At 56.8% G+C, this 20,775-nt stretch carries 19 protein-coding genes; 13 read left to right on the top strand and 6 right to left on the bottom strand.

The window, feature by feature from the left end; all coding sequences use genetic code 11:
• The first annotated feature begins 31 nt into the window (after positions 1–31).
• The gene (locus IAE40_RS01050) at positions 32–1,315 is read left to right on the top strand and encodes an MFS transporter (RefSeq protein WP_234465019.1); all 1,284 of its coding nucleotides are present in this window, start codon (positions 32–34) and stop codon (positions 1,313–1,315) included.
• Here the strand turns inward: IAE40_RS01050 and IAE40_RS01045 are convergent, their stop codons facing one another.
• A complete protein-coding gene (locus tag IAE40_RS01045; protein WP_200602464.1) occupies positions 1,316–2,215 on the bottom strand; it encodes an SDR family oxidoreductase in 900 nt (299 codons plus the stop codon).
• 262 nt (positions 2,216–2,477) lie between these two features.
• On the opposite strand from IAE40_RS01045, the gene IAE40_RS01040 reads away from it, so the two are divergent.
• Positions 2,478–3,539: an alginate lyase family protein gene (locus tag IAE40_RS01040; protein WP_200602463.1), complete on the top strand. Its 1,062-nt coding sequence runs from the start codon at positions 2,478–2,480 to the stop codon at positions 3,537–3,539.
• Between the two features lie 80 nt (positions 3,540–3,619).
• Here IAE40_RS01040 and IAE40_RS01035 read toward each other — a convergent pair whose 3' ends face one another.
• The 4 genes from IAE40_RS01035 to IAE40_RS01020 form a co-directional block, all read right to left on the bottom strand.
• Entirely contained in the window at positions 3,620–5,818 is a 2,199-nt protein-coding gene (locus IAE40_RS01035; protein WP_200602462.1) for a xanthine dehydrogenase family protein molybdopterin-binding subunit, read from the bottom strand.
• Positions 5,815–6,816, bottom strand: coding sequence for an FAD binding domain-containing protein (locus IAE40_RS01030; RefSeq protein WP_200602461.1), 1,002 nt, complete (start codon positions 6,814–6,816; stop codon positions 5,815–5,817). Before IAE40_RS01030 ends, IAE40_RS01035 begins: the two co-directional genes overlap by 4 nt.
• On the bottom strand, positions 6,813–7,340 hold the full coding sequence (locus IAE40_RS01025; protein ID WP_125929910.1) for a (2Fe-2S)-binding protein: 528 nt from the start codon (positions 7,338–7,340) through the stop codon (positions 6,813–6,815). Before IAE40_RS01025 ends, IAE40_RS01030 begins: the two co-directional genes overlap by 4 nt.
• Before the next feature lie 425 nt (positions 7,341–7,765).
• The gene (locus tag IAE40_RS01020) at positions 7,766–8,683 is read right to left on the bottom strand and encodes a LysR substrate-binding domain-containing protein (protein ID WP_112898264.1); all 918 of its coding nucleotides are present in this window, start codon (positions 8,681–8,683) and stop codon (positions 7,766–7,768) included.
• A gap of 173 nt (positions 8,684–8,856) precedes the next feature.
• Here IAE40_RS01020 and IAE40_RS01015 point away from each other — a divergent pair, with 173 nt between their 5' ends.
• From IAE40_RS01015 to IAE40_RS00975, 9 genes are all read left to right on the top strand, one after another.
• Positions 8,857–9,606 carry an SDR family NAD(P)-dependent oxidoreductase gene (locus IAE40_RS01015; RefSeq protein WP_200602460.1) on the top strand — a complete coding sequence of 250 codons (750 nt, stop codon included), beginning with the start codon at positions 8,857–8,859 and terminating at the stop codon, positions 9,604–9,606.
• A 99-nt stretch (positions 9,607–9,705) separates the two neighbouring features.
• The gene (locus IAE40_RS01010) at positions 9,706–11,004 is read left to right on the top strand and encodes an MFS transporter (RefSeq protein ID WP_200602459.1); all 1,299 of its coding nucleotides are present in this window, start codon (positions 9,706–9,708) and stop codon (positions 11,002–11,004) included.
• Positions 11,005–11,021: 17 nt separating this feature from the next.
• Positions 11,022–11,867 (top strand): transketolase, encoded by an 846-nt coding sequence (locus IAE40_RS01005; RefSeq protein WP_200602458.1) that lies wholly within the window; start codon positions 11,022–11,024, stop codon positions 11,865–11,867.
• Positions 11,867–12,886: a transketolase family protein gene (locus IAE40_RS01000; RefSeq protein ID WP_200602457.1), complete on the top strand. Its 1,020-nt coding sequence runs from the start codon at positions 11,867–11,869 to the stop codon at positions 12,884–12,886. The genes IAE40_RS01005 and IAE40_RS01000 overlap by 1 nt, the downstream gene beginning before the upstream one ends.
• Positions 12,887–13,062: 176 nt before the next feature.
• Entirely contained in the window at positions 13,063–13,299 is a 237-nt protein-coding gene (locus IAE40_RS00995) for a hypothetical protein (RefSeq protein ID WP_200602456.1), read from the top strand.
• A gap of 441 nt (positions 13,300–13,740) precedes the next feature.
• Positions 13,741–15,480: a Mu transposase C-terminal domain-containing protein gene (locus tag IAE40_RS00990; RefSeq protein WP_200602455.1), complete on the top strand. Its 1,740-nt coding sequence runs from the start codon at positions 13,741–13,743 to the stop codon at positions 15,478–15,480.
• 136 nt (positions 15,481–15,616) lie between these two features.
• Entirely contained in the window at positions 15,617–16,504 is an 888-nt protein-coding gene (locus IAE40_RS00985; protein WP_200602454.1) for a TniB family NTP-binding protein, read from the top strand.
• Positions 16,501–17,169 carry a hypothetical protein gene (locus tag IAE40_RS00980; protein ID WP_200602453.1) on the top strand — a complete coding sequence of 223 codons (669 nt, stop codon included), beginning with the start codon at positions 16,501–16,503 and terminating at the stop codon, positions 17,167–17,169. The genes IAE40_RS00985 and IAE40_RS00980 overlap by 4 nt, the downstream gene beginning before the upstream one ends.
• 3 nt (positions 17,170–17,172) lie before the next feature.
• On the top strand, positions 17,173–18,186 hold the full coding sequence (locus tag IAE40_RS00975; protein ID WP_200602452.1) for a hypothetical protein: 1,014 nt from the start codon (positions 17,173–17,175) through the stop codon (positions 18,184–18,186).
• A gap of 782 nt (positions 18,187–18,968) precedes the next feature.
• Here IAE40_RS00975 and IAE40_RS00970 read toward each other — a convergent pair.
• Positions 18,969–19,346 carry a helix-turn-helix domain-containing protein gene (locus IAE40_RS00970; RefSeq protein ID WP_234465018.1) on the bottom strand — a complete coding sequence of 126 codons (378 nt, stop codon included), beginning with the start codon at positions 19,344–19,346 and terminating at the stop codon, positions 18,969–18,971.
• A 317-nt stretch (positions 19,347–19,663) separates the two neighbouring features.
• Here IAE40_RS00970 and IAE40_RS00965 point away from each other — a divergent pair, with 317 nt between their 5' ends.
• Positions 19,664–20,398: a metallophosphoesterase gene (locus IAE40_RS00965; protein ID WP_200602450.1), complete on the top strand. Its 735-nt coding sequence runs from the start codon at positions 19,664–19,666 to the stop codon at positions 20,396–20,398.
• The gene (locus IAE40_RS00960) at positions 20,398–20,721 is read left to right on the top strand and encodes a hypothetical protein (RefSeq protein ID WP_200602449.1); all 324 of its coding nucleotides are present in this window, start codon (positions 20,398–20,400) and stop codon (positions 20,719–20,721) included. The genes IAE40_RS00965 and IAE40_RS00960 overlap by 1 nt, the downstream gene beginning before the upstream one ends.
• Positions 20,722–20,775: the final 54 nt, after the last annotated feature.

Raw genomic sequence — 20,775 nt, 5'->3', positions numbered from 1 at the left:
CCATCGCCTTTCGATCAACAAGAAGTCAACCATGAACGATGAACCAGTTACAAAGATGAACAAGCCTGTACTGGCCGCGCTGGCAGGCTCGATCCTGCTGGCCTCGCTCGGGGTCAGCATCGCCACGGTAGCGCTCGCGAGCCTGGCGCGGGTGTTTTCGGTCAGCGTGCAGCAGGTGCAATGGGTCGTGCTGGCCTACTTGCTGGCTTTGACGGCAGCCATCGTCGTGGCGGGGCGGATGGGCGATCTGTATGGCAGTCGCCGCGTACTGCTCATCGGCCTGGGGGTGTTCACCGTGGCCTCCGGTGCCTGTGCCCTGGCCCCAGGGCTGGATTGGCTGATTGTTGCGCGGGCAGTCCAGGGGCTGGGCGCGGCGGTGCTGATGGCGCTGCCGCTGTCCATCGCCAAGGGCCTGGTGGCCAAGGAACGCCTGGGTACGGCAATGGGCCTGCTCGGAACGATGTCAGCCATCGGCACAGCGCTGGGGCCCTCCCTGGGCGGCGTGTTGATTGGCGCCTTCGGTTGGCGTGCTGCATTCGTTCTGTTGTTGCTGTGCGGCGCCAGCATGCTGGTGCTGACATTGACCGGCATACCCCGGACCAAGATCCCCAGTGCACGCATCACGCGGTCCTCAACCCGCCCGCTGATACCGCTGGCCGTACTACGCAGGCCGGGGGTCGCCACGTCGCTGGCAATGAACATCCTGGCAGGCGCGGTGATGATGTCCACGCTTGTGGTGGGCCCGTTTTTCCTTTCGTTCGGCTTGGGGCTTAGCGATGCGCAGATGGGGGTGGTGATGGCTGCCGGGCCGATCGGCGCGGCAGTCTCAGGTGTTCCCGCCGGGCGCGTGGTTGACCGGTTCGGAACCCGTCGAACCCTGCTCGGCGGCCTGCTGGTCGCCAGCGCAGGCCTAGTGTGTTTCGCCGTGCTGCCAAGGCTTATCGGCGTTGCAGGTTATGTACTGGCTTTGGTGTTGGTCACACCGGGATTCCAACTATTCCTCGCAGCCAACAACACCGCCGTGATGGCCAATGCCACGGAGGAATACCGGGGCCTGCTGTCAGGGCTGCTCGGTCTGTCGCGCAACCTGGGCTTGATGACCGGCGCCGCCGCGCTGCCGCTGTTGTTTGCCTGCCTGCTCGGAACTCATGGCCTGGCCGACATTTCGGCGCAGGTCATTGGCACAGCCTTCTCCATCACCTTCCTGTCGGCAGCGGGCCTGTGTGTGCTTGCCGTCGCGCTTGCGCTGCTGGATCAGCGCAAGCGCGGCCCCTATGCGTCTTCTGTCGCGCAAACGGGCAATCACAACGGGTAACTAGCCAATCACTGCCGGCGACAGCAGATCCTGCAGATCGATGGCGTAGTACATCTCGCGGCGAACCCGATCAGCCACGGCGTTGACCACTTCTGCGCCATCCTGGGACGGATCGACGTGCACACGGAACGGGCGCTTGCCCAAAGGCAGGCCAACCACCCGCACGATCTCGCGCGCCACTTCGGCAGGGTCGGCGTCGTCAGGCTCCAGATGCTTCAACCCGTCTAGCGCCTTGCCCGGCACATCGGCATAGGGGCCGTTCTCATATTCCGCGGCAATGGCGGTGTCGGCCGGCTTGCCCGAATGGGCGAAGTGATTGGTCCCTTTGGTGAACGCGCCTGGCACCATGATGGTGGTCTCGATGCCCCAACGCGTCAGCTCGGTCGAATAGGCCACGGCCAATGCATCCATCGCAGCTTTCGCCGCGAAGTAGGGCGCCAGGAACGGTGGTGTGCCGCCGCGCGTGGATGAGGACCCGACCCAGACCAGCAACCCCTTGCCCTGCTTGCGCAGGTGCGGCAGGGCAGCGCGGTTCACACGTTGCGTGCCCAGCACGTTGACGTCGTATTGCTGCATCAGTTGTTCCGGGGTGAACGCCTCCGCCGGGCCGAACACCATATGGCCGGCATTGTGCACGAGCACATCGAGGCGCCCGGCGTCCTTCATGATGTGTGCGATGGCCGCCACGGAGGACGCATCCGATTGCACGTCCAGCTCGACGGTGCGCAGGTCCGAAGCGTTATCCCTAGACCATTGGGCGAGTTCCAGCACTCGCGGTGCATTACGGCCCTGGGTTTCGCGCATCGAGGCGTAAACGGTATGACCGGCGTGGGCCAGGGCCTTGGCGGTCATCAGGCCGAAGCCAGATGACGCGCCGGTAACGAGGATGATCTGGGGCATGTCATGTCACTCCTGGGAGACAAGAAAGGGACGAGTTATCCGGATCTCATCGCGCTGTCGTGGGTATGCACCGCGCTACCGAGTGGGATATGACCCCTACAGTACGGGATGCATGGGCATGAATAATCACCGAGAATTCGTTATTAGAATTCCATCTACGTGAACAGTTGTCGTCAGTAACGAAGGCGGGCAAACCCGCGTGCGTGGGGGCTGAAAGTTTAATGTGCAGCAGCATTGACGCCGCTGCCGAAGCAGCAGAGCCTTGTTCACCGATACGACCCGACATTCCCTTATCAATCTGGGTGCGCGCAGCATGATCAATCGCTTGGCTTTGACGTATCTGCTGTCTTCAGGCCTGCTGTCGGGGGCATCCTCGATGGCGTTGGCGCAGGAGTTCGCATGCAGCGCACCGCCACCCGCCGAGACTTCAATCGGCGGCATCGGCTACTACACCGATGCCGCGCATTCCAAGGTCGATCCACGCCTCAAGGCCGAAAGCGACGCAGAGCTCAAACCCTTTCATGACTTCTCCGACCGGTTGACGGTCATGACCGACGACTACCTGGGCAAGAACGATCAAGGGGCAGGGCGCTGCGCATTGGCCTGGCTGAATGCTTGGGCGAGCGCAGGCGCGATGCTTGGGGACATGGTACATACGAACAACGACCAACCCGACTACACCCGGCAATGGACTCACGGCACCGCTGCGCTGGCTTACTTGAAGACAGAGGCGCTTGCGACGCCCGAGCAACGCAGGGTGATAACCAATTGGCTGCGAAGGTTAACGGCGCTCAATCTGGCCTATTGGGAAAACCCGAAGCACAAGCGCAACAATCATTACTACTGGACCGGCATCGGTGTAATGGGGACGGCCGTGGCAACCCATGACCCTGACCTGATGCAAAAAGCGAAGGGGATCTATCGCACCGGCATCAATGCCATTCAACCGGACGGCAGCCTGCCCATGGAAATGGCCCGCAAGCGCTTGGCATTGCATTATCACGACTATGCCATCGCGCCGTTGGTGCTCATGGCCGAGTTGGCACGGATGCAGGGCGAGGACTGGTACGCCTACAACGACCGGGCCATTGAGCGGCTTGCCGACCGAGTGGCTGAGGGTTATGCGAACCCAAGCGGGTTCGAGCGAGAGACTGGGGTCAAGCAAGCGCAAGCAAAACCCAGAGGGTCCAGTGGTTGGGTGGAGTTCTACCGTTTGCGCACGCGCCATCCCGAATTGTTCGACATGATGCATGCTGCCGGACCATTTCGTGAGCCGCGACTGGGTGGGGACCTTACGTTGATGGCCAGTCGCGGATTACGCTGAATTCAAGATCGAAGCGGTCAAGCAGGAGACCGAGCGCGCTGCCGACAGCGCAAGGCGGGTGGGGACTTGGCCCCACCCGATCAGAGCACTTTATCGAGCGTGATGGGAAACTCCCTCACACGCTTGCCCGTGGCATGGTAGACCGCGTTGGCCACCGCAGCGGCCACCCCGACCACTCCAATTTCGCCCACGCCCTTGGACCCGAGCTCATTGACAATCTCGTCGTGCTCTTCAACGAAGATCACGTCGATATCCTCGATGTCTGCGTTCACCGGGATGTGGTACTCCGCCAGGTTGTGATTGACGATGCGGCCCAACCGATGGTCGGTCAGCGCTGCTTCATGCAGAGCCATTCCCACCCCCCACACCACGCCTCCCAGGATCTGACTACGCGCGGTTTTCGGGTTGACCACGCGCCCAGCGGCCACAGCGCTGACCACACGTACCACCTTGATCGTGCCAAGGTCTTCGTCGACGTGGACTTCCACGAATACCGCCGAATGCGTGGCGGTGGAGAACGGTTGGCGCCGGGCGCCGGGCTCGGCGTCGATCTGCACTTCGAACTCACCGTCGGGGGCGCTCGCCACGATGTCCGCCAAGGCCCAACGCTGGCTACCAGCGTGCAAGTAGCCATTGGCAAAAACGATCTGCTCCCAGGGGGTGCTGGCCACTTGGGGGTACAGGTTGCGCGCATGCTCCAGCACCTTGGTGCGCAGAACCTGGCAGGCCTGGCGCACGGCCGAGCCCACTGACGACACCGTGAACGATCCGCCTTGAAGCGGTGCGGTGGGCAGTGAAGAGTCACCCAGCACGAAGGTGACGTCCTGCACCCTGGTGCCGGCAGCATCGGCTGCGATCTGTGTCATGACGGTATAGGTGCCGGTGCCGATATCGGTGGTGGCACTGCTGACCGTGAGGTGGCCCTTGGCATCGATGCGCGCCTTGGCGCTGGCCTTCATCTGCATGGCTTCCCAGACGCCACCGGCCATGCCCCAGCCGATCAATTGGTTGCCATTGCGCATGCTGCGCGGTTGGGGGGGGCGCTCATGCCAGCCAAAACGTTCGGCACCTTGCTGGTAGCAGGCCAGCAATTCCTTGCTGGAGTAGGGCTTGCCCTCGTTGCCATTGTTGGCGGCGAAATTGCGTCGGCGCAGCTCTACCGGGTCGATCTTCGCTGCACAAGCGAGCTCATCCATAGCGCATTCCAGCGCAATCATCCCGGACCCGGCCCCAGGTGCCCGCATGTCCAGCGGGGTGTACACATCGAGCGAGGCCAAGCGATAGCTGAGCGTGACGTTGTCGCACTGGTAAAGCATGCCGCTCCATTCCACCAGGTGCTCGGTGAAGTCCTCGAATCGGGAGGTCTGGCCAAGCGCATCGTGAGCGATTGCCAGCAAGCGCCCGTTTGCGTCTGCCCCCAGGCGCAAGCGTTGCTCGGTGCGGGGCCGGTAGCCAAAGGTGAACATCTGTTGGCGGGTCAGGGTCACGCGCACCGAGCGCTTCAGGTGCAACGCCGCCATCACTGCCAGCGGCAACTGGTACTGCGGGCGCAAGCCCGAGCCGAAGGCTCCGCCGACGAACGCCGCGCGCACACGAATATTGGCCTTGGGCAGGCCGAACACCTTGTGCAGGTAGTCCTGGCAGTTCTGCGTGCCTTGGGTCTTGTCGTGGATTTCCAGCGTGCCGTCGGCCTTGTAGTGCACGGTCGACGCATGGGGCTCCATCGGGTTGTGGTGCTCGTTGGCCGTCAGGTAGGTCGCATCCACCTGCACCGGCGCACCGGCAAACTGCCCGGGGAAGTCGCCACGTGGCGCCGGCGTTTCGGCGGGGGCCGGATGCGACTGCTGGCATGCGCCCAGGTCTGTCTGGTGAGCCTCTTCGGCATAGTCGATCTTGAGCAGCGAGCCTGCATACCGGGCCAGTTCGAGGGTTTGAGCAACCACCAGCGCTACCGGTTGCCCGCTGTAGAGCACTCGATCATTGAACAAGGGCCGAAACGGCGAGCCCTCGGCAGAGTCGGCATCGCTATAGTCGTCGTCATAACTCGATATATGCGGACGATGGCCATGGTCGAGCACGGCGATTACCCCGGGTACGCGCAAGGCCTGCGTGCTGTCGATGTCGAGTACCCGACCGCGGGCGATGGTACTGGACACGACGCTGCCGTGTAGCAGGCCCGCCTCGGGGTATTCGCCCGCATAGCGGGCCTGCCCGGTGACCTTCGCCACACCGTCCACCCGGTCCATTGGCGTGCCGACTACTGGTGTGCTTTTGATCATGGTCGTGCTCCCCCGTTAGCGGCGCCGCGCGCCGCGTCATCCAAGGCACGCACGATTGCTCGCTGAGCGAGCGTTACTTTGAAACCGTTGTGGCTCAGGGGTTGTGCACCTTGCAGCAACGTTTGCGCGGCGCGGGTGAAGAGGGCTTCAGAAGGCACCTGGCCGACCAACATGCGCTCGACAGCCAGGTCCCGCCAGGGCTTGTGGGCAACGCCGCCCAACGCCAGGCGGGCCTGTTGGATCACTTCGCCATCGAAGCTCAAGGCTGCAGCGACTGATACCAGCGCGAACGCGTAGGAGGCGCGGTCGCGTATTTTCAGGTAACAGTAATGGTGTTCGAACATTGGGGGCGGCAGTTCGATGCCTGTCACCAGTTCATCGATTGCCAGTTGATTGTCGCGCTCGGGGGTGTCCTCGGGCAGGCGATGGAAATCCGCGAAGGGTATCTGCCGTTCACCGGACGGCCCCTGTACGTGCACCACGGCTTCGAGCGCTGCCAATGCCACGCACATGTCCGAGGGATGGGTCGCGACACAGGCATCGCTGGCGCCGAGAATGGCATGGATGCGGTTCATGCCCGTACGCGCAGGGCATCCGCTGCCCGGTTCGCGCTTGTTGCAGGGGGTGCCGGTGTCGTAGAAGTAGTAGCAGCGGGTACGTTGCAGCAAGTTGCCACCGGTACTGGCCATATTCCTCAACTGCGGCGATGCCCCAGCCAGGATCGCGTCGGACAACAGTGGATAATGCTGCTCGATCATCGGGTGCCAGGCCAGGTCGGCATTGCTCACCCGCGCACCGATCAGCACGCCGCCGCCGGGAGTAGGGTGGATATCGTTCAGCCCGAGTCCGGAGATGTCGATCAGGCGCTTGGGGCGGACCACGTTTTCCTTCATCAGGTCGACGAGGTTGGTACCACCCGCGATGAAGTGCGAGCAGGCGTCAGCCAGGTTTACCGCTTCGCTGACCGAGTTTGGCTTGTGGTAGCTGAAGGGTGTCATGGATTCTGCCCTCGTTGTGGCTGGTTCCCATCCCTCATCAACGGCAGGGCTTCTTCCACCGCCGCGACGATGTTGCCATAGGCACCACAGCGGCAAAGATTGCCGCTCATCTGCTCGCGAATGGCCTCCCGATTGTCGGCTCGGCCCTCGTGAGCCAACCCGACTGCCGAGCAGATCTGCCCCGGAGTGCAGTAACCGCACTGGAACGCATCGTGGGTAATGAAGGCGCGCTGCATGGGGTGCAGGACGTCGCCGCTGGCCAGTCCTTCGATGGTCACCAGGTCGGCCCCGTCGCACATGATGGCCAAGGTCAGGCAGGCATTGACGCGCTTGCCATCGCGCAGCACCGTGCAGGCGCCGCACTGGCCATGGTCGCAACCTTTCTTGGTACCGACCAGGTCCAACTGCTCACGCAGCAAGTCGAGCAAGGTGACCCAAGGATGCACCTGCAGTGTTCGGGACTGACCATTGAGGGTCAGACAGATGGGGTGCGTTTCAGCCCCATTGGAAGAGATCGCGCTCATGGTGAGGTCCTCACGGTCAGGGTACGCGCAGTGTGCTGCGTCTCTGTCGTGCGACAGGCCCGGCTGACTAAACGTTCAGCCGGGTCGCCGAGGTGGCGGTCACTTCTTGCCAGGCAGCACCGGCTGGTGGGCCATGCGGGCGTCGTAGAGGCTGGTGAGCAAGTGCTATGCGTCTGGGCCGGAGGTGCTCATGCAAACACCGAGCTCGCTTCATGAGCAAACGCAGTGGCAGCGCAGCCTCTAGACGAATGCCGACAGTCGCTTCACATCCGGCGGCGAGTCGCCTTGCCAACGTGTTCCCGCGATATCACGGGGTCAGTCCGCAGCAGTATCAAGCGCAGCTGGCGGAGCAGGGGGAGGGGGCATCAGTGTGCGCTGTGCCCCATGGCCTGACGGCGTGTCGTTCAAACTTGGATATTTAAGCATCAGAAAACGAACTGGTGCCCCAGTTCCTTCTCTACCCAATGCAGAAAACACCGCACCCTGGGAAAGGCTGCGTGGGCCTTGGGAAACACCAGATGGTGCGCAGCGACCGGTGCACCCAGGGCCTCGGGCGCCACTTTCACCAAGGTCCCGGCTTCCAGGTATTTCTGGGCCAGCAAGCCACTTTCCAAAGCGAAGCCCAGGCCGTGGCTGGCGGCCTCCAGGCTCATATAGGAACGGTCGAAGCTCAGCGCATAGGGTTTTTCGGGCCGTGCCAGCCCGTGCTGGGCAAACCACGCCGGCCACCTCAACAAGGTCGCCTCGGACAGGATCAGGTCGCAATCGAGCAGGTCGCTGGCATCATGCACCGGGTGGCGGGAGAGGAGCTTGGGTGCCGCCAGCACCTCGAAGGTCTCGTTACTTACCGTGCGGACTTCGTAACTGGGCCAGTTCGGATCGCCATGGCGAATGTCCACGTCGATCTTGTCACGGCTGAAATGCAGCGCCTCGTAGGAGCATGACAAATTGATCTGAATGGACGGGAACTCCTCGCGAAACGCCTCGAGACGCGGCATCAGCCAGAGCAGGCCGAAACTCGGTGAAGAGTGCAGGCGCAGGCAGTCAAGGCTGACATCGCTGCTGGCACGTTCGGTGGCGATGGCAAGGCTGTGCAGGATACCCGAGACGTCTTTCAAGTACTGCTGGCCAACTGAGGTAAGGGCTACGCCACGTGCGCCACGCACGAACAGCTGTCTGCCGATCATGGCCTCGAGTTTCGCAAGCTGATGACTGACCGCCGAGGGGGTCAAGTCCAGCACCTCGGCAGCTCGGGCAACGTTGCCGAACCGGGCGGCCTGCTCGAAAGCCTGGATGGTTTTGAGCGGTGGCAGTGGCGATGCCGCGTCGTTTACCGAGCGCATACAGATTCTCCAAAGCGTTATTTTTATTCCGGGAAACCCGTAGGATAGCGCAGAAGGGCTGAATTTTTTTCAGCATCGGATGATTTTCACGTTATTGCTCACGTAGCTCGCGGGCCACAAGCTGAACCCACGATTCCTGAATCGGCCCATAACAACAAACAGAGGGTTCACACATGCTTCTCCAAGGTAAAGTCGCAATCATCACCGGCGCAGCGTCCGCACGAGGCATTGGCCGTGCCACGGCCGCAACGTTCGCTCAGCGAGGTGCCCGCGTGGTAATCCTCGATCTTGACGAATCTGCCGCCCGCGATGCTGCCGCCTCACTGGGCGAAAGCCATCTGGGCCTGGCGGCGAACGTCGCTGACGAAGCCCAGGTTCAGCGCGCTGTTGCCACGGTTGTCGAACATTTCGGCCGCATCGACGTGTTGATCAATAACGCCGGCATTACCCAGCCGCTGAAGACCTTGGATATCCGTGGCGCTGATTATGACAAGGTGCTGGATGTCAGCCTGCGGGGCACGCTGCTGATGTCGCAGGCGGTGATCCCGCAAATGCGTGAGCAAGGCAGCGGCAGCATCGTATGCATGTCCTCTGTTTCTGCACAGCGCGGCGGGGGCATTTTTGGCGGCCCGCACTACAGTGCCGCGAAGGCCGGCGTGCTGGGCCTTGCCAAGGCGATGGCGCGTGAACTGGGGCCGGACAACGTGCGGGTCAACTCCATCGCACCGGGTTTGATCCACACGGACATCACCGGTGGGCTGATGCAGGATGAGCGCCGCCACGCGATCATCGAAGGCATCCCCCTGGGCCGCCTTGGCCAGGCCCAGGATGTCGCCAACGCTGCACTGTTCCTCGCCAGCGACCTCTCTACCTACCTGACCGGCATTACCCTGGATGTCAACGGCGGGATGCTGATTCACTGAGTACACGTGGGCGGGCCGGTCCACGGCCCGCGCGGTTCTGGATCAATGACAGCCAAGTTTCAGGCCTGGCTGCCAATAACAACAAGAGATCAGACCAGCATGACTACCTTATCGCTCGAAGCGGTTTCGACCGTGCGTACCTCCGCCTACCGCAAGACCGCCTGGCGCCTGATGCCGTTCCTGATGCTGTGCTACCTCTGCGCCTATCTGGATCGCGTCAATGTCGGTTTCGCCAAGCTGCAGATGATGAACGATCTCGCCTTGAGCGAGACAGTCTACGGCCTGGGTGCGGGCATGTTCTTCATTGGCTATTTTCTCTGCGAGGTTCCCAGCAACATCATCCTTCACAAAGTGGGCGCACGGGTATGGATCGCGCGCATCATGATCACCTGGGGGATCATTTCCGCGCTGTTCGCATTCGTCGAAACAGCGTGGCAATTCTACGTCCTTCGATTCCTCCTAGGTATCGCCGAGGCAGGTCTTGCGCCAGGGCTGCTGCTGTACCTTACCTACTGGTTCCCTTCCTATCGCCGGGCACGGATGACGGTGTTGTGGTTCATCGCCATCCCACTGTCGGGCATGGTTGGCGGGCCTCTCTCCGGCTGGATCATGAACCAGTTTGCCGGCGTGCACGGTTGGGCCGGTTGGCAGTGGATGTTTGTGCTCGAAGCGGTGCCGACGGTGCTGGTTGGCCTGCTGGTACTGGCTTACCTCAAGGACGGCGTGCACCAGGCCACGTGGCTGAACGACGAAGAAAAGGCCCTGGTTACCCGCGAACTGGCCGAGGACAACCAACAGAAAGTCAGCCATGGTTCGGTGGGGGAATTCATCCGCGACCGTCGGTTGTGGTTGCTGGCTGGCATCTACTTCTGTGTGGTCATGGGCCAGTACGCCATTACCTTCTGGCTACCGACCTTGGTGCGCAATGCCGGTGTATCTGACCCGCTGCACATCGGCATGCTGTCCAGCCTGCCTTACCTGTGCGCCATTGCCGCGATGCTGCTGGTCGGCCGCAGCGGCGACAAGCACCGCGAGCGCCGCTGGCATCTGATCATACCGATGATTGTCGGCGCCATCGGGCTCAGCCTGGCCGCATTGATGGGCGGCAACGTGACACTGTCGATCCTCAGCTTGTGCCTGGCTGCGTCGGGAATCCTCTCGGCCACCTCGCTGTTCTGGATGCTGCCCACCACGCTTCTGGGCGGTGTGTCCGCTGCCGCAGGCATCGCCGCCGTCAACAGCTTTGCCAACCTGGCCGGCTTCTGCTCGCCCTACCTGATTGGGTGGATCACTACCCAGACCGGGTCCAGCGCCGTCGGCATGTATCTGATTACAGCCGTCCTGCTTGCGGGGGCCTCGTTGGTCCTGCGCATCCCCGCTGCAGCGGTCAATCGTTGAGTTAACGGAGCTACGTAATGAATACGAACACTATGCTGAAGCCCGCCTTGAGCCTGGCCGAGCGCGCGCACAACATCCGTCGCCATGCGTTGCGCATGGGGCAGGTGCAAGGTCAAGGTTATGTGGGGCAGGCCCTGGGCGCTGCGGACCTGCTGGCAGTCTCTTACTTCCATGCACTGAGCTATCGGTCCGATGATCCTGACTGGGAACCGCGCGACCGCTTCTATCTGTCCATCGGTCATTATGCCATTGCGCTGTATGCCGCCTTGATCGAGGCCCGAATCGTCCCGCTCGATGAGTTGGAAACCTATGGTTCGGACGACAGCCGCCTGCCCATGTCCGGCATGGCTGCTTATACGCCGGGCATGGAAATCACCGGCGGGTCGTTGGGGCAGGGGTTGGGTATTGCGGTTGGTGCTTGCCTGGGCCTCAAACGCAAGCAATCGACTTCTTTCGTTTACAACCTCTTGTCAGATGGTGAGCTCAATGAAGGCTCCACTTGGGAGGCCGTCATGTCGGCCTCTCACTGGAAGCTCGACAACCTCATCGCCATCGTCGATGTGAACAACCAGCAGGCCGATGGTTATTCCAGCGAAATTCTTTCTTTTGAACCGATCGTCGATCGTTGGCAGGCGTTTGGGTGGTTCACCCAGCGAGTCGATGGCAATGACATCGAAGCCCTGGTCGCAGCGTTCGATGCGGCGCGCAATCACGCAGGCGCGCAACCGCGCGTGATCATTTGCGATACGAAGATGGGCAAGGGGGTACCGTTCCTCGAAGCGCGGGAAAAGACCCACTTCATACGTGTGGAAGAACATGAATGGGCGTTGGCGCTCAACAATCTCGAAGAAGGAAAACAGTGATGAGCAAGCCGAATAGTTCTACTTCGACTGCCGAGCCAACCAAAAAGCGCCTGACCACTTCGGCCATGATCGCCTCGATCGCCGCTGAGGGCCAAGCGACCCGCTCGGCGCCCTTTGGCCATGCCCTGGCTGCGCTGGCTGAGCAGCGCCCTGAAATTGTCGGGCTGTCCGCAGACCTGTCCAAATACACCGACCTGCATATTTTTGCCAAGGCGCACCCGGACCGCTTCTACCAGATGGGCATGGCCGAGCAACTGTTGATGAGCGCGGCTGCGGGCATGGCAAGGGAGGGGTTCGTACCCTTCGCCACCACCTATGCCGTGTTTGCCTCGCGGCGCGCCTACGATTTTATCTGTATGGCAATCGCCGAGGAGAATTTGAACGTGAAGATCGTCTGTGGGCTGCCCGGGCTCACTACCGGTTATGGCCCAAGCCACCAGGCGACTGACGATCTCGCCATCTTCCGAGCGATGCCAAACCTGATGATCGTCGATCCCTGCGACGCCGTGGAGATCGAACAGGCAGTGCCGGCAATCGCTGCTCACCAGGGGCCGGTCTACATGCGCCTGCTGCGCGGCAACGTACCGGTAGTGCTTGACGAATACGGGTACAAATTCGAAATCGGCAAGGCCAAGACCCTGCGCACCGGCAGGGACGTGCTCATCATCTCTACCGGGCTGATGACGATGCGCTCGCTCGAAGCGGCCAACAAGCTCCAGGCCGATGGTGTCGACGTTGCTGTGTTGCACGTGCCGACCATCAAGCCTCTGGATGAACACACCATCCTGGCCGAAGCGAAGCAATCCGGACGGCTGGTGGTCACCGCCGAAAACAGCAGCATCATCGGCGGTTTGGGCGAGGCGGTTGCCGGATTGTTGATGCGCAACGGCGTTACGCCGACGTTCCGCCAGATCGCGCTGCCCGATGCGTTTCTCGATGCCGGTGCCTTGCCGACATTGCATGATCGGTACGGCATATCGACCGACGCCGTATGTGCTCAGATCAAAGCCTGGCTTTGATATAGCTCGGCTAGGAGGGCATGGAGGCCCCAATGAGTTCCCAAAGTCTTTGCGGCGCCAGTCAACGAGCGACAGGCCATGAGCAAAGCTCCAATTGAGCATTTTCGCCAGACCCATAATGCAGCTGTGGTACTTATGAATGAAACCCAAGCTTTTGGAGTTCTGGGAAACGGGGTGTGAACGTTGAAAACAAAGCGGATAACGAGATTTTTCAAGAATTACAGATGTTTAGCAAAAATGTCGCCCCATCACCGGAAAACAGAAATCTTTTTTCCGGCAATGAAAACAAGATTATCATTTTTCCTGCAATGAAACGCACAGGCCATCCAGTTGGATTCTGCTACGGCGGTATGACTTTACGGCTTTCCTCTCTTCACCTCCTGCCTTGGTCGAATGGGTATGTCCACGCCTGATTGGCAGCTGGCTCCCCTCGAAGCGGTGATGGCCTGCATCGCCGATGCTCATGCCGCGTTCTGACAACCACGCTCTTTGTGATGCGTGTCGAAAAATTCGCGTGATTGGAGTCCGTGCAAAAAATTTTTATAACATTTTTACCTTGGAATTGTTTTTTTTGATCATAATAAATCCATTTCCATTTAAATATATATTGCAAATACCCAGTCGCAATTGTTGGGAGGCATTGGTCTAACCAATTGAAATTATCAGGTTTTGAATTGCACACCAAGTGTACTTACTTTTTGAATTTGAAGCCTCAATATTTAAATAAATCGTTTTTATGTCTCCGAGTCGAACATACAGCAGAACCTGGTCGGGGGTTGCACGTCTTAGTTCGGCGACTATGATCAACCAGGCGCCATGTGGCTCAGTTGTTCACACATCAGGTAGGGTTCGGTATGGATAACGATGAGCCAGGTGATGAAGCTCAGGAAAGTGAAAAAAACGCTACATTGGTTCCAGTAAAAAATGCCCAGGCTGGTATCCCCAGAGACTGGAAAGAGTCTGGAGTTCCAGAAAGTAGTGAAGTCATTCCGTATCAGGTTAAAATAATTGACCAATACGAGGAGCAGCTCGCAAACGAACGTATATCTGTATTCGATCAGGTCGATCAAGGACTGCCTGCTAAGAGGGGCATGGAACTCCTTGGATTAAAGAAATCCCACTTCTACAAGCTGCTTGATGATCATCGTAACGGAAAAGACATCGTTCGGAATCATAGAGGAACGCCAAAAGGGGGGAATCGATCAACGTCAGGGCAGGTGGCTGCGTTAAATAAAGCGTTTGAATCGCACTACGAAGGCCCGAAGGCCTCTATCAGTGAACTGTTGAAGTGGGCGCGGCGTTATTGTGAAGAAACTGGTGTGAAGCCAGTGAGTCGTCATACTGCAAGAAGATTTCTCTATGAAATACCTGAAAAAGACCGTGATCGAAAAATACTGACTACTGATCAGTTCAATCAAAAATACGGCTATAGGCCTAAAAAATTAATTATTGATAGTTTGCTGCGTCGCGTGTCAATGGATCATACGCGCGTGGATATCTTGCTGGTCGATGAATTTAATAGAAATGTGATAATTGGTAGGCCTTGGATAACCATGATCATCTGTGACAGGTCGAGGGTTATTTTAGGTTTTTATCTAAGCATGGAGGCCCCTAATATAAATACGGTTGCTGCGGCATTAGCTTTTGCGATTATGAATAAAGAAAGTAGTTTGTTTTGTTTTGTGATGCACCCTGGCGAATATCCATTCCATGGTATCCCCTTTGTTATTTTTACCGATAATGCCGCAGAGTTTACGAGCGAGGCTTTTATTCAACAGTGCAAAGAATGGGGTATGGAGTGGGAGCATCGCCCCATCGGAAAAAAATGGTACGGCGGGATCATAGAGCGTGTAATTGGCTCATTCATGACAACTGGAGTGCACTTTCTTCCTGGGTCGACCGGGAGCAACGTGGTAGAGCGACAGAGCTTTGAAAGTGAGCTAAATGCCAAAATGGATTTCAAACAATGTGCGGAGTGGATGATGAAAGAAGTGACGCTCTACCATGGGAAAATCCATAGAACACTTGGCTGTACACCGAGGGAAGCTTTCGCGCATTATAAAAGCGAAGGGAAGTATGATTTCTCCAGGGTTATTAGTAAAGAGGAGGAGGAGAGGTTTCTTATCGATTTTTGCCCAACCTCCTTTAATCATAGGGTTCACTCTTACGGCATTAATTTCGCCGGCCGCAGATATGCAGGCGATGCTCTAGAGGAATATGTTGGCCAAAGGCTGGATGTGAAATACTTACAGCACGACCTCAGTTACATTTGGGTCAAGGCGCCTAGTGCGTTTCTAAAAATTCGTTGTGTGTACACCCGTGCCGGGTTATCGATGCATTGGGAGTCTTATTCGAATCACAAGCAGTTATCTAAGCGTATGCCAGCTCTGATCAACAAGGCTAGCGGCACTGTCGATGATGATTTCGCACGCGCCGCCATGGATCGTCAGGAAGAAATTATTCAAGAAGCTGAGGTGATGAAAACAGCTTTCATGGATGCGCCAAAGCAGTTAGTCCTACCTGCACCACCTCCACCCCCCCCCTTCCACCGAGAAAGTAGATATACACGACGTGGAGGAAGACCTTATCGATGACAGCAAAATCTATGTCCACACCGATGAGAATGTCTGGGAGGAAGACGATATTTTTCAACCACAGATAATCCCAGACCCCGAAGAGATAGATTTGCTGATTCCAGTGCTGATCATCGATCCTAAGGAGACGTGAGTTATGAGCGACCTCAGTCATGTCAAGACGGACTTAAGGCACCTAATCGAGTTGCCGGCAGAAAAACGGATTCAGATCTGCCGCCATGACATTTGGATCGATACTCCCCGGTTGAAGCCTTTGATGAACTGCCTGAACCACATGGTCTATACAGAAAACCAACTACAGGCATCAAGCATATTCATCTATGGCGATGGCGGAGATGGGAAGTCGGCTTTGTTTCACCGACTTCAGGCTCTGGGCCACCTGTCAGGGAAAAAAATGGTATTCATTACCCTGACCGAAAATATAAATAGGTACAAGTTGCATGATGCGATCTGCGAGCAATTCAATGTGCAGATCGGTAAGAGAACAACCGCTGCAAACAGAATTGACATTATACTTAAAAAAATCGAATCAGGAGAAATTGGAGCGATAGTAATCGACGAACTGTCAGATGCGATGCTTGAGGGGAACGTCAATAAAAAAGTGATTTTATCACTGCTGCGCAGCCTTGCGGAAGGAAAGCTCAAATTGTGTGTCATCGCTTTTGGAAACTCCGTAGCTCTCGAAGCCATCGCGCTTGATCGAGTTCTGGATCGAAGGTTTGTTCAATGGGAACTCCAAAAGTGGCGCATGGATCAAGACTTTGTAAACTTTATAGCCACTTACGAAACGCATCTTCCCCTTAAACTTGCATCGAACGTATCATCCCCTAAGCTCAGGACGCTTATTTATTCTAATTCACATGGCATTCTGGATAATATCGTAAAGATTCTTAAGTGCACAGCGATGGATGCTATTGAGCAGGGCACTGAACGCATTCACCAAGATCAATTTCATAATATCGATGCCTTAGCGGTGAAGTACGGCTTCAAAATCCACCATCCCGACAAACGTCAAAAGAAATGATCATGCTCTCGCACTCACAGTACGCCACGGCTAACGATCTCTTGACTGCGCTGAAACGTGGGGGTTCATTTTGCATTGTCTCAAGTGAACCTGGGTTCGGTTTGACTACTTGTATGGAGTATGTCAGATCGCGCCTGGGTAAGCCCGCATTGATCATAGCAGACCATCCTGAACTTGCAGGCTTGGATGTTCTTGGTCAGTTGTACCAAGAACTATATATTGATATTGAATTTCAAAATAAAAAAGAAATACCTGCCTTTGTGGTCGAAATTGTTGCCCTGAGAGAAGTCTCGACAATCTTTATCGATCACATTGATATGTTTCTCGGCAGTGAAGGCGCAAAGCGTCGTACTGTTCAACAAATTAAGTCCGTACTGACTGCATTCCCATCAGTCAATATTGTAGTTTCTGGTTTGGATTCAGATGTATCGGTCTTACAGGGTCTCGACGGTTGTACGCTGCACTGCGCTCAGATTTTCAGCTTAAAGGGCTTTCGAGATTTTAATGAATACGAGGTTTTTTTTGAATCGATCCTTGCAAGACATCCACGCACGTCTTTCACGGACGTTTCGCTGGAGGCGCTTTACAATGATACCAAAGGAAATCTTGGCAATACATTCCTGCGGCTTTTCCACCCCGCGTATCGCTACAATGGCAGGGATTAATTGATGGTTTGTGTCGATTGCTTACCGATGGGGGGGGAGCTGCTGTCGTCCTGGCTGTATAGGCAAAGCATGGTTTCTAAGTACACACCACTTGGGCGTGAGGAGCTTAATCAACTTTGGTTGGCATACGCCCCAGGTTCAGATTTTGATCCCGATTTCTCGCTGAACTCCAGCTTTGCCAACGCAGCGTGTGATGCCGTAAGCATGAGTCGTGAACTCAGGGCAGAATTCGTTCAGCCGCCTAGCAGCTGGCTGATACCACGTTTCTACAGACGCACTTTTTGCTATCAGTGCTTGGCAGAAAATATTCGCACCCAGGCATTCCCAACCGCCCTCAAGAAGTGGTACGCCGTGGCTTCAGTAGTTTGCGAGTTTCATGGGTTGCCGTTAATCGATGCTGCAGAGACATTCGGCCCTAAGTTGAATATGGCCATGAAGTTTTTCGAAATGCATAACTTACATAGGGACAGGTTTATTTCAGCATCGCGCTTTGAAGAGGGGGTGAGGGCTATCAAGTCTTTGATGTTCGTACAGAACATGCTCAAAAGCTTCGAAGTTACAGGCGTCGCGGGCCAGCTGAACAATGGTGGTCACCCAAAGAGCAAGTGGACGTTTTCGAAATTTTTTATCTGCTTATTGCTTTATCCTAAGTTCGGCCTCATCAATCGCCACATCCGTAACGGCGCTGCTTACATTCAACTACCGCTATTCCAACAGACTTTCACTTACGGCCCGCTGATAGCCAGTGTCGCTCACCGAAGGGCTGCTCTGCTCATGCTTGGTTGGCTCTTCGAGGTCTTGCCAAAAGAAACATCGGGGTTGCTTGAGGATCTGCTAAGTTCAGTAGGTAGCGTGCTTGGGTTTTCGGATGCCTATGGTGTGGGCTACGCATGCAATGGCTTTACGCCAGAACAGGCTGCTGTCATCGCACGTCGACTTATGCAATGGCATGCACATACCGCCTCCCGCAGAATTCATATGTTCATCGAGGGTTTCGTTGCCTCAACTGGAAAGTGAAGTGCGGCCAACAGCCATAACATCTAGAAGAGAGAGTGGCTATTGAATGGATACTACATTCTCTTTAATCAGCGAAATCACGCTACCTTTGGGGTTAGTCTGCCTAGACGGCCCATATGGCGGTACCGGAGTATGGATTGATTTACTAGTGGCGCTGCCACGCGTATACGTCATTCAGTATTCGATCCATCACAGCTCGGTACGAACCGGCATGGGGCTAGCTGTGAGCGCAGTAAGGTCGGAAAAACCTAGGATAATCGCAAAGCACCGTCGGATCAGCTTTACATATACAACATTGTACTCACCGTGGCCCGTGGGTCAGGAGTACGATAATGCACGTGATTTTTGCGACTTGTTTTTATCTGGGTTCTTTCAGTGGCCAGCGAAAATATGCAGCAACCGATCTAACGTTTTCACAAGCACTTTCGCTTCAATATCGGAGCAGGTAGGAGCCACTGTTGCATCACTGCAAGGTGTCTTGTTGTACCCACCTGTGCCTCGTAGTAAATCGTCAGATAGCCCAAAATAGTTTTCAATTAAGAAGGTCATTCACACCACCAGCTGGGCCGACAAGGATCATAAGTCTTACAAAGTCCGTAAGTCAGCTCCAGAGGTAACCCGCAGTCCCCAAAACTCCGGTGTTTGTGCATCCCTGGCGTAGTGTTCAATGCGCCATACAGAAGGGCTTCAGTGTTGACGAAGTTTGGCTTCGTACTTCGGCAATACTATCCTGAATCAAACATAGAAAAATGGTTACTTCAATGAGGTTATTACTGCGAAAATTAGATCTTCGCCTCCTTCCACAGCTTGCTCACCGTCGACTTCGCAAGCCCCAGCAGCTCCGCAGTCTCCTTCTGCGTCTTCCCCTCAGCCTTGCACTGAAGCACCGCAGCTCGATTGGCGGCGCCTGATCGAACACGACCATGCACTGATTGCAGCTTGCCGTCGGTGAACTCCCCGTCGAGCTTGTCCAGGACTCCGAGCTTCTCAAGCTTGGTGATCTCGCAGGCCAGGTCTTTCAAAAATTCCTTAGGGGTCTGGTTGCGGTCATGAGCGCTGGCCACGGCCACGAGCGCTACAAGATCGACGTCCAATGCGATGGCGATGTCTTCGAGCGAGGACAGAGTAGGGTTGCTCTTCGCGCGCTCGATATTGTTCATCTGACGCGCCTCGACCCTGCCATGAAAGTCTTCCTGGGACAGATTCCGGGCGGTACGTGTCAGCCTCAAGACGGCGGCCAGCGGTTCTCTCAACGACATTTGGAGTACCCAAAGCCGAGGATAAAGCCATATTGCGCGGTTCGACTCCATGCAATATAGTGCTGCGAAATGAACTGTCAGGCACGCTTGGTGCGCTGTTCTGATCGAGGAAGTGAAGGCTGGGATGCTTCCGCTCCATTGCGCCGGCAGTCCCGGCACGCGTGCGCTCTGTAACCCAGTCTGCGTCAATTTATAGCTAAACCCTCAAGGTCAGCGTTTTGAGAATCAGAATCTACTCAGATCTACACGCCGAGTTCAGCCGTTTCGACCCGCCGCCCCTCGACGCTGGGGTTGACCTGGTAATCCTCGCTGGCGATATCAACAAAAAGGCCAGGGGCGTCAAATGGGCCAATGAGACTTTCGCGTGTCAGGTCGCGTACATCGCAGGCAACCACGAATATTACGACGGCCACATCGATCGCACCTTGCAGAAAATGCAGGATGCTGCGGCCGGCCACGTGCATGTTCTGGAAAACGAATCGCTGATTCTGGGGGATGTCAGAATCCTCGGCAGCACCGCATGGACTGACTTCACGTCAACAGGGAACTGGGTCGCGGCTAGCAATGCCGCCAGGCAGTGCATGAACGACTTTAAGTACATTCGGTGTGACTCCAACTACAGGCGACTTCGAACGGAAGACCTGATTACCCGGAACCACATCGCCAAGGACTGGCTGACTCAAGAGCTTGCTCGACCGTTTGACGGCAAAACGGTAGTGGTGACACATCACTCACCATCCTCAGCTGTGATTGGTGAGCAGCATGAAGGGCATCTTACTGCAGCGTACGCCAACGACTGGCCGCACCTAATTGAGGGGGCCACTGTGTGGGTATTCGGTCACACGCACGAGGCTACAGATGTTGAGCTTTTCGGCTGCCGGGTGATCTCAAACCCCCGTGGCTACCCTGGAGAAAACACCGGTTTTGACCCTTACTTCGAGATCCAAATCTGATGGCCAATCCGGCGATGAAGCACTTTTTCGACCACGCCGTCGACCCGCTAGAGCTCAAGCGGGATCTTCCCTCAGAGGTCATTCAAGCACAGGGAATAGATTGGGGGGTGATGGTCGACGCTTACCTCATCAACGCTGCGAGAGTAGGGCAGAGCTACGCCGCGCTCGTTTACAGCGATCAGTCAAACGTGAGCTCGAATGGAATGACCGTTGCTACTCCTCCGCTCGTGCTGGTTGAGACGAGGGCGGGGTTCAAGCTGATGCGCAGTCTTAGTGGGGAAGACCATTACGTGATCGCCAGCGAGCTCAGCGAACCGCGCTGAGCATTTGGTTTGGGTTGATTCACCAGTCAGTCTGAAGGTGCTTTCAAACTGTAT

The sequence above is a fragment of the Pseudomonas sp. S44 genome (genome assembly GCF_016624805.1).
In the GTDB taxonomy this organism is placed as follows: Bacteria; Pseudomonadota; Gammaproteobacteria; order Pseudomonadales; family Pseudomonadaceae; genus Aquipseudomonas; species Aquipseudomonas machongensis.
Note: the sequence above shows the minus strand (reverse complement) of the source record. Positions and strands in the feature narration are given on the sequence as shown.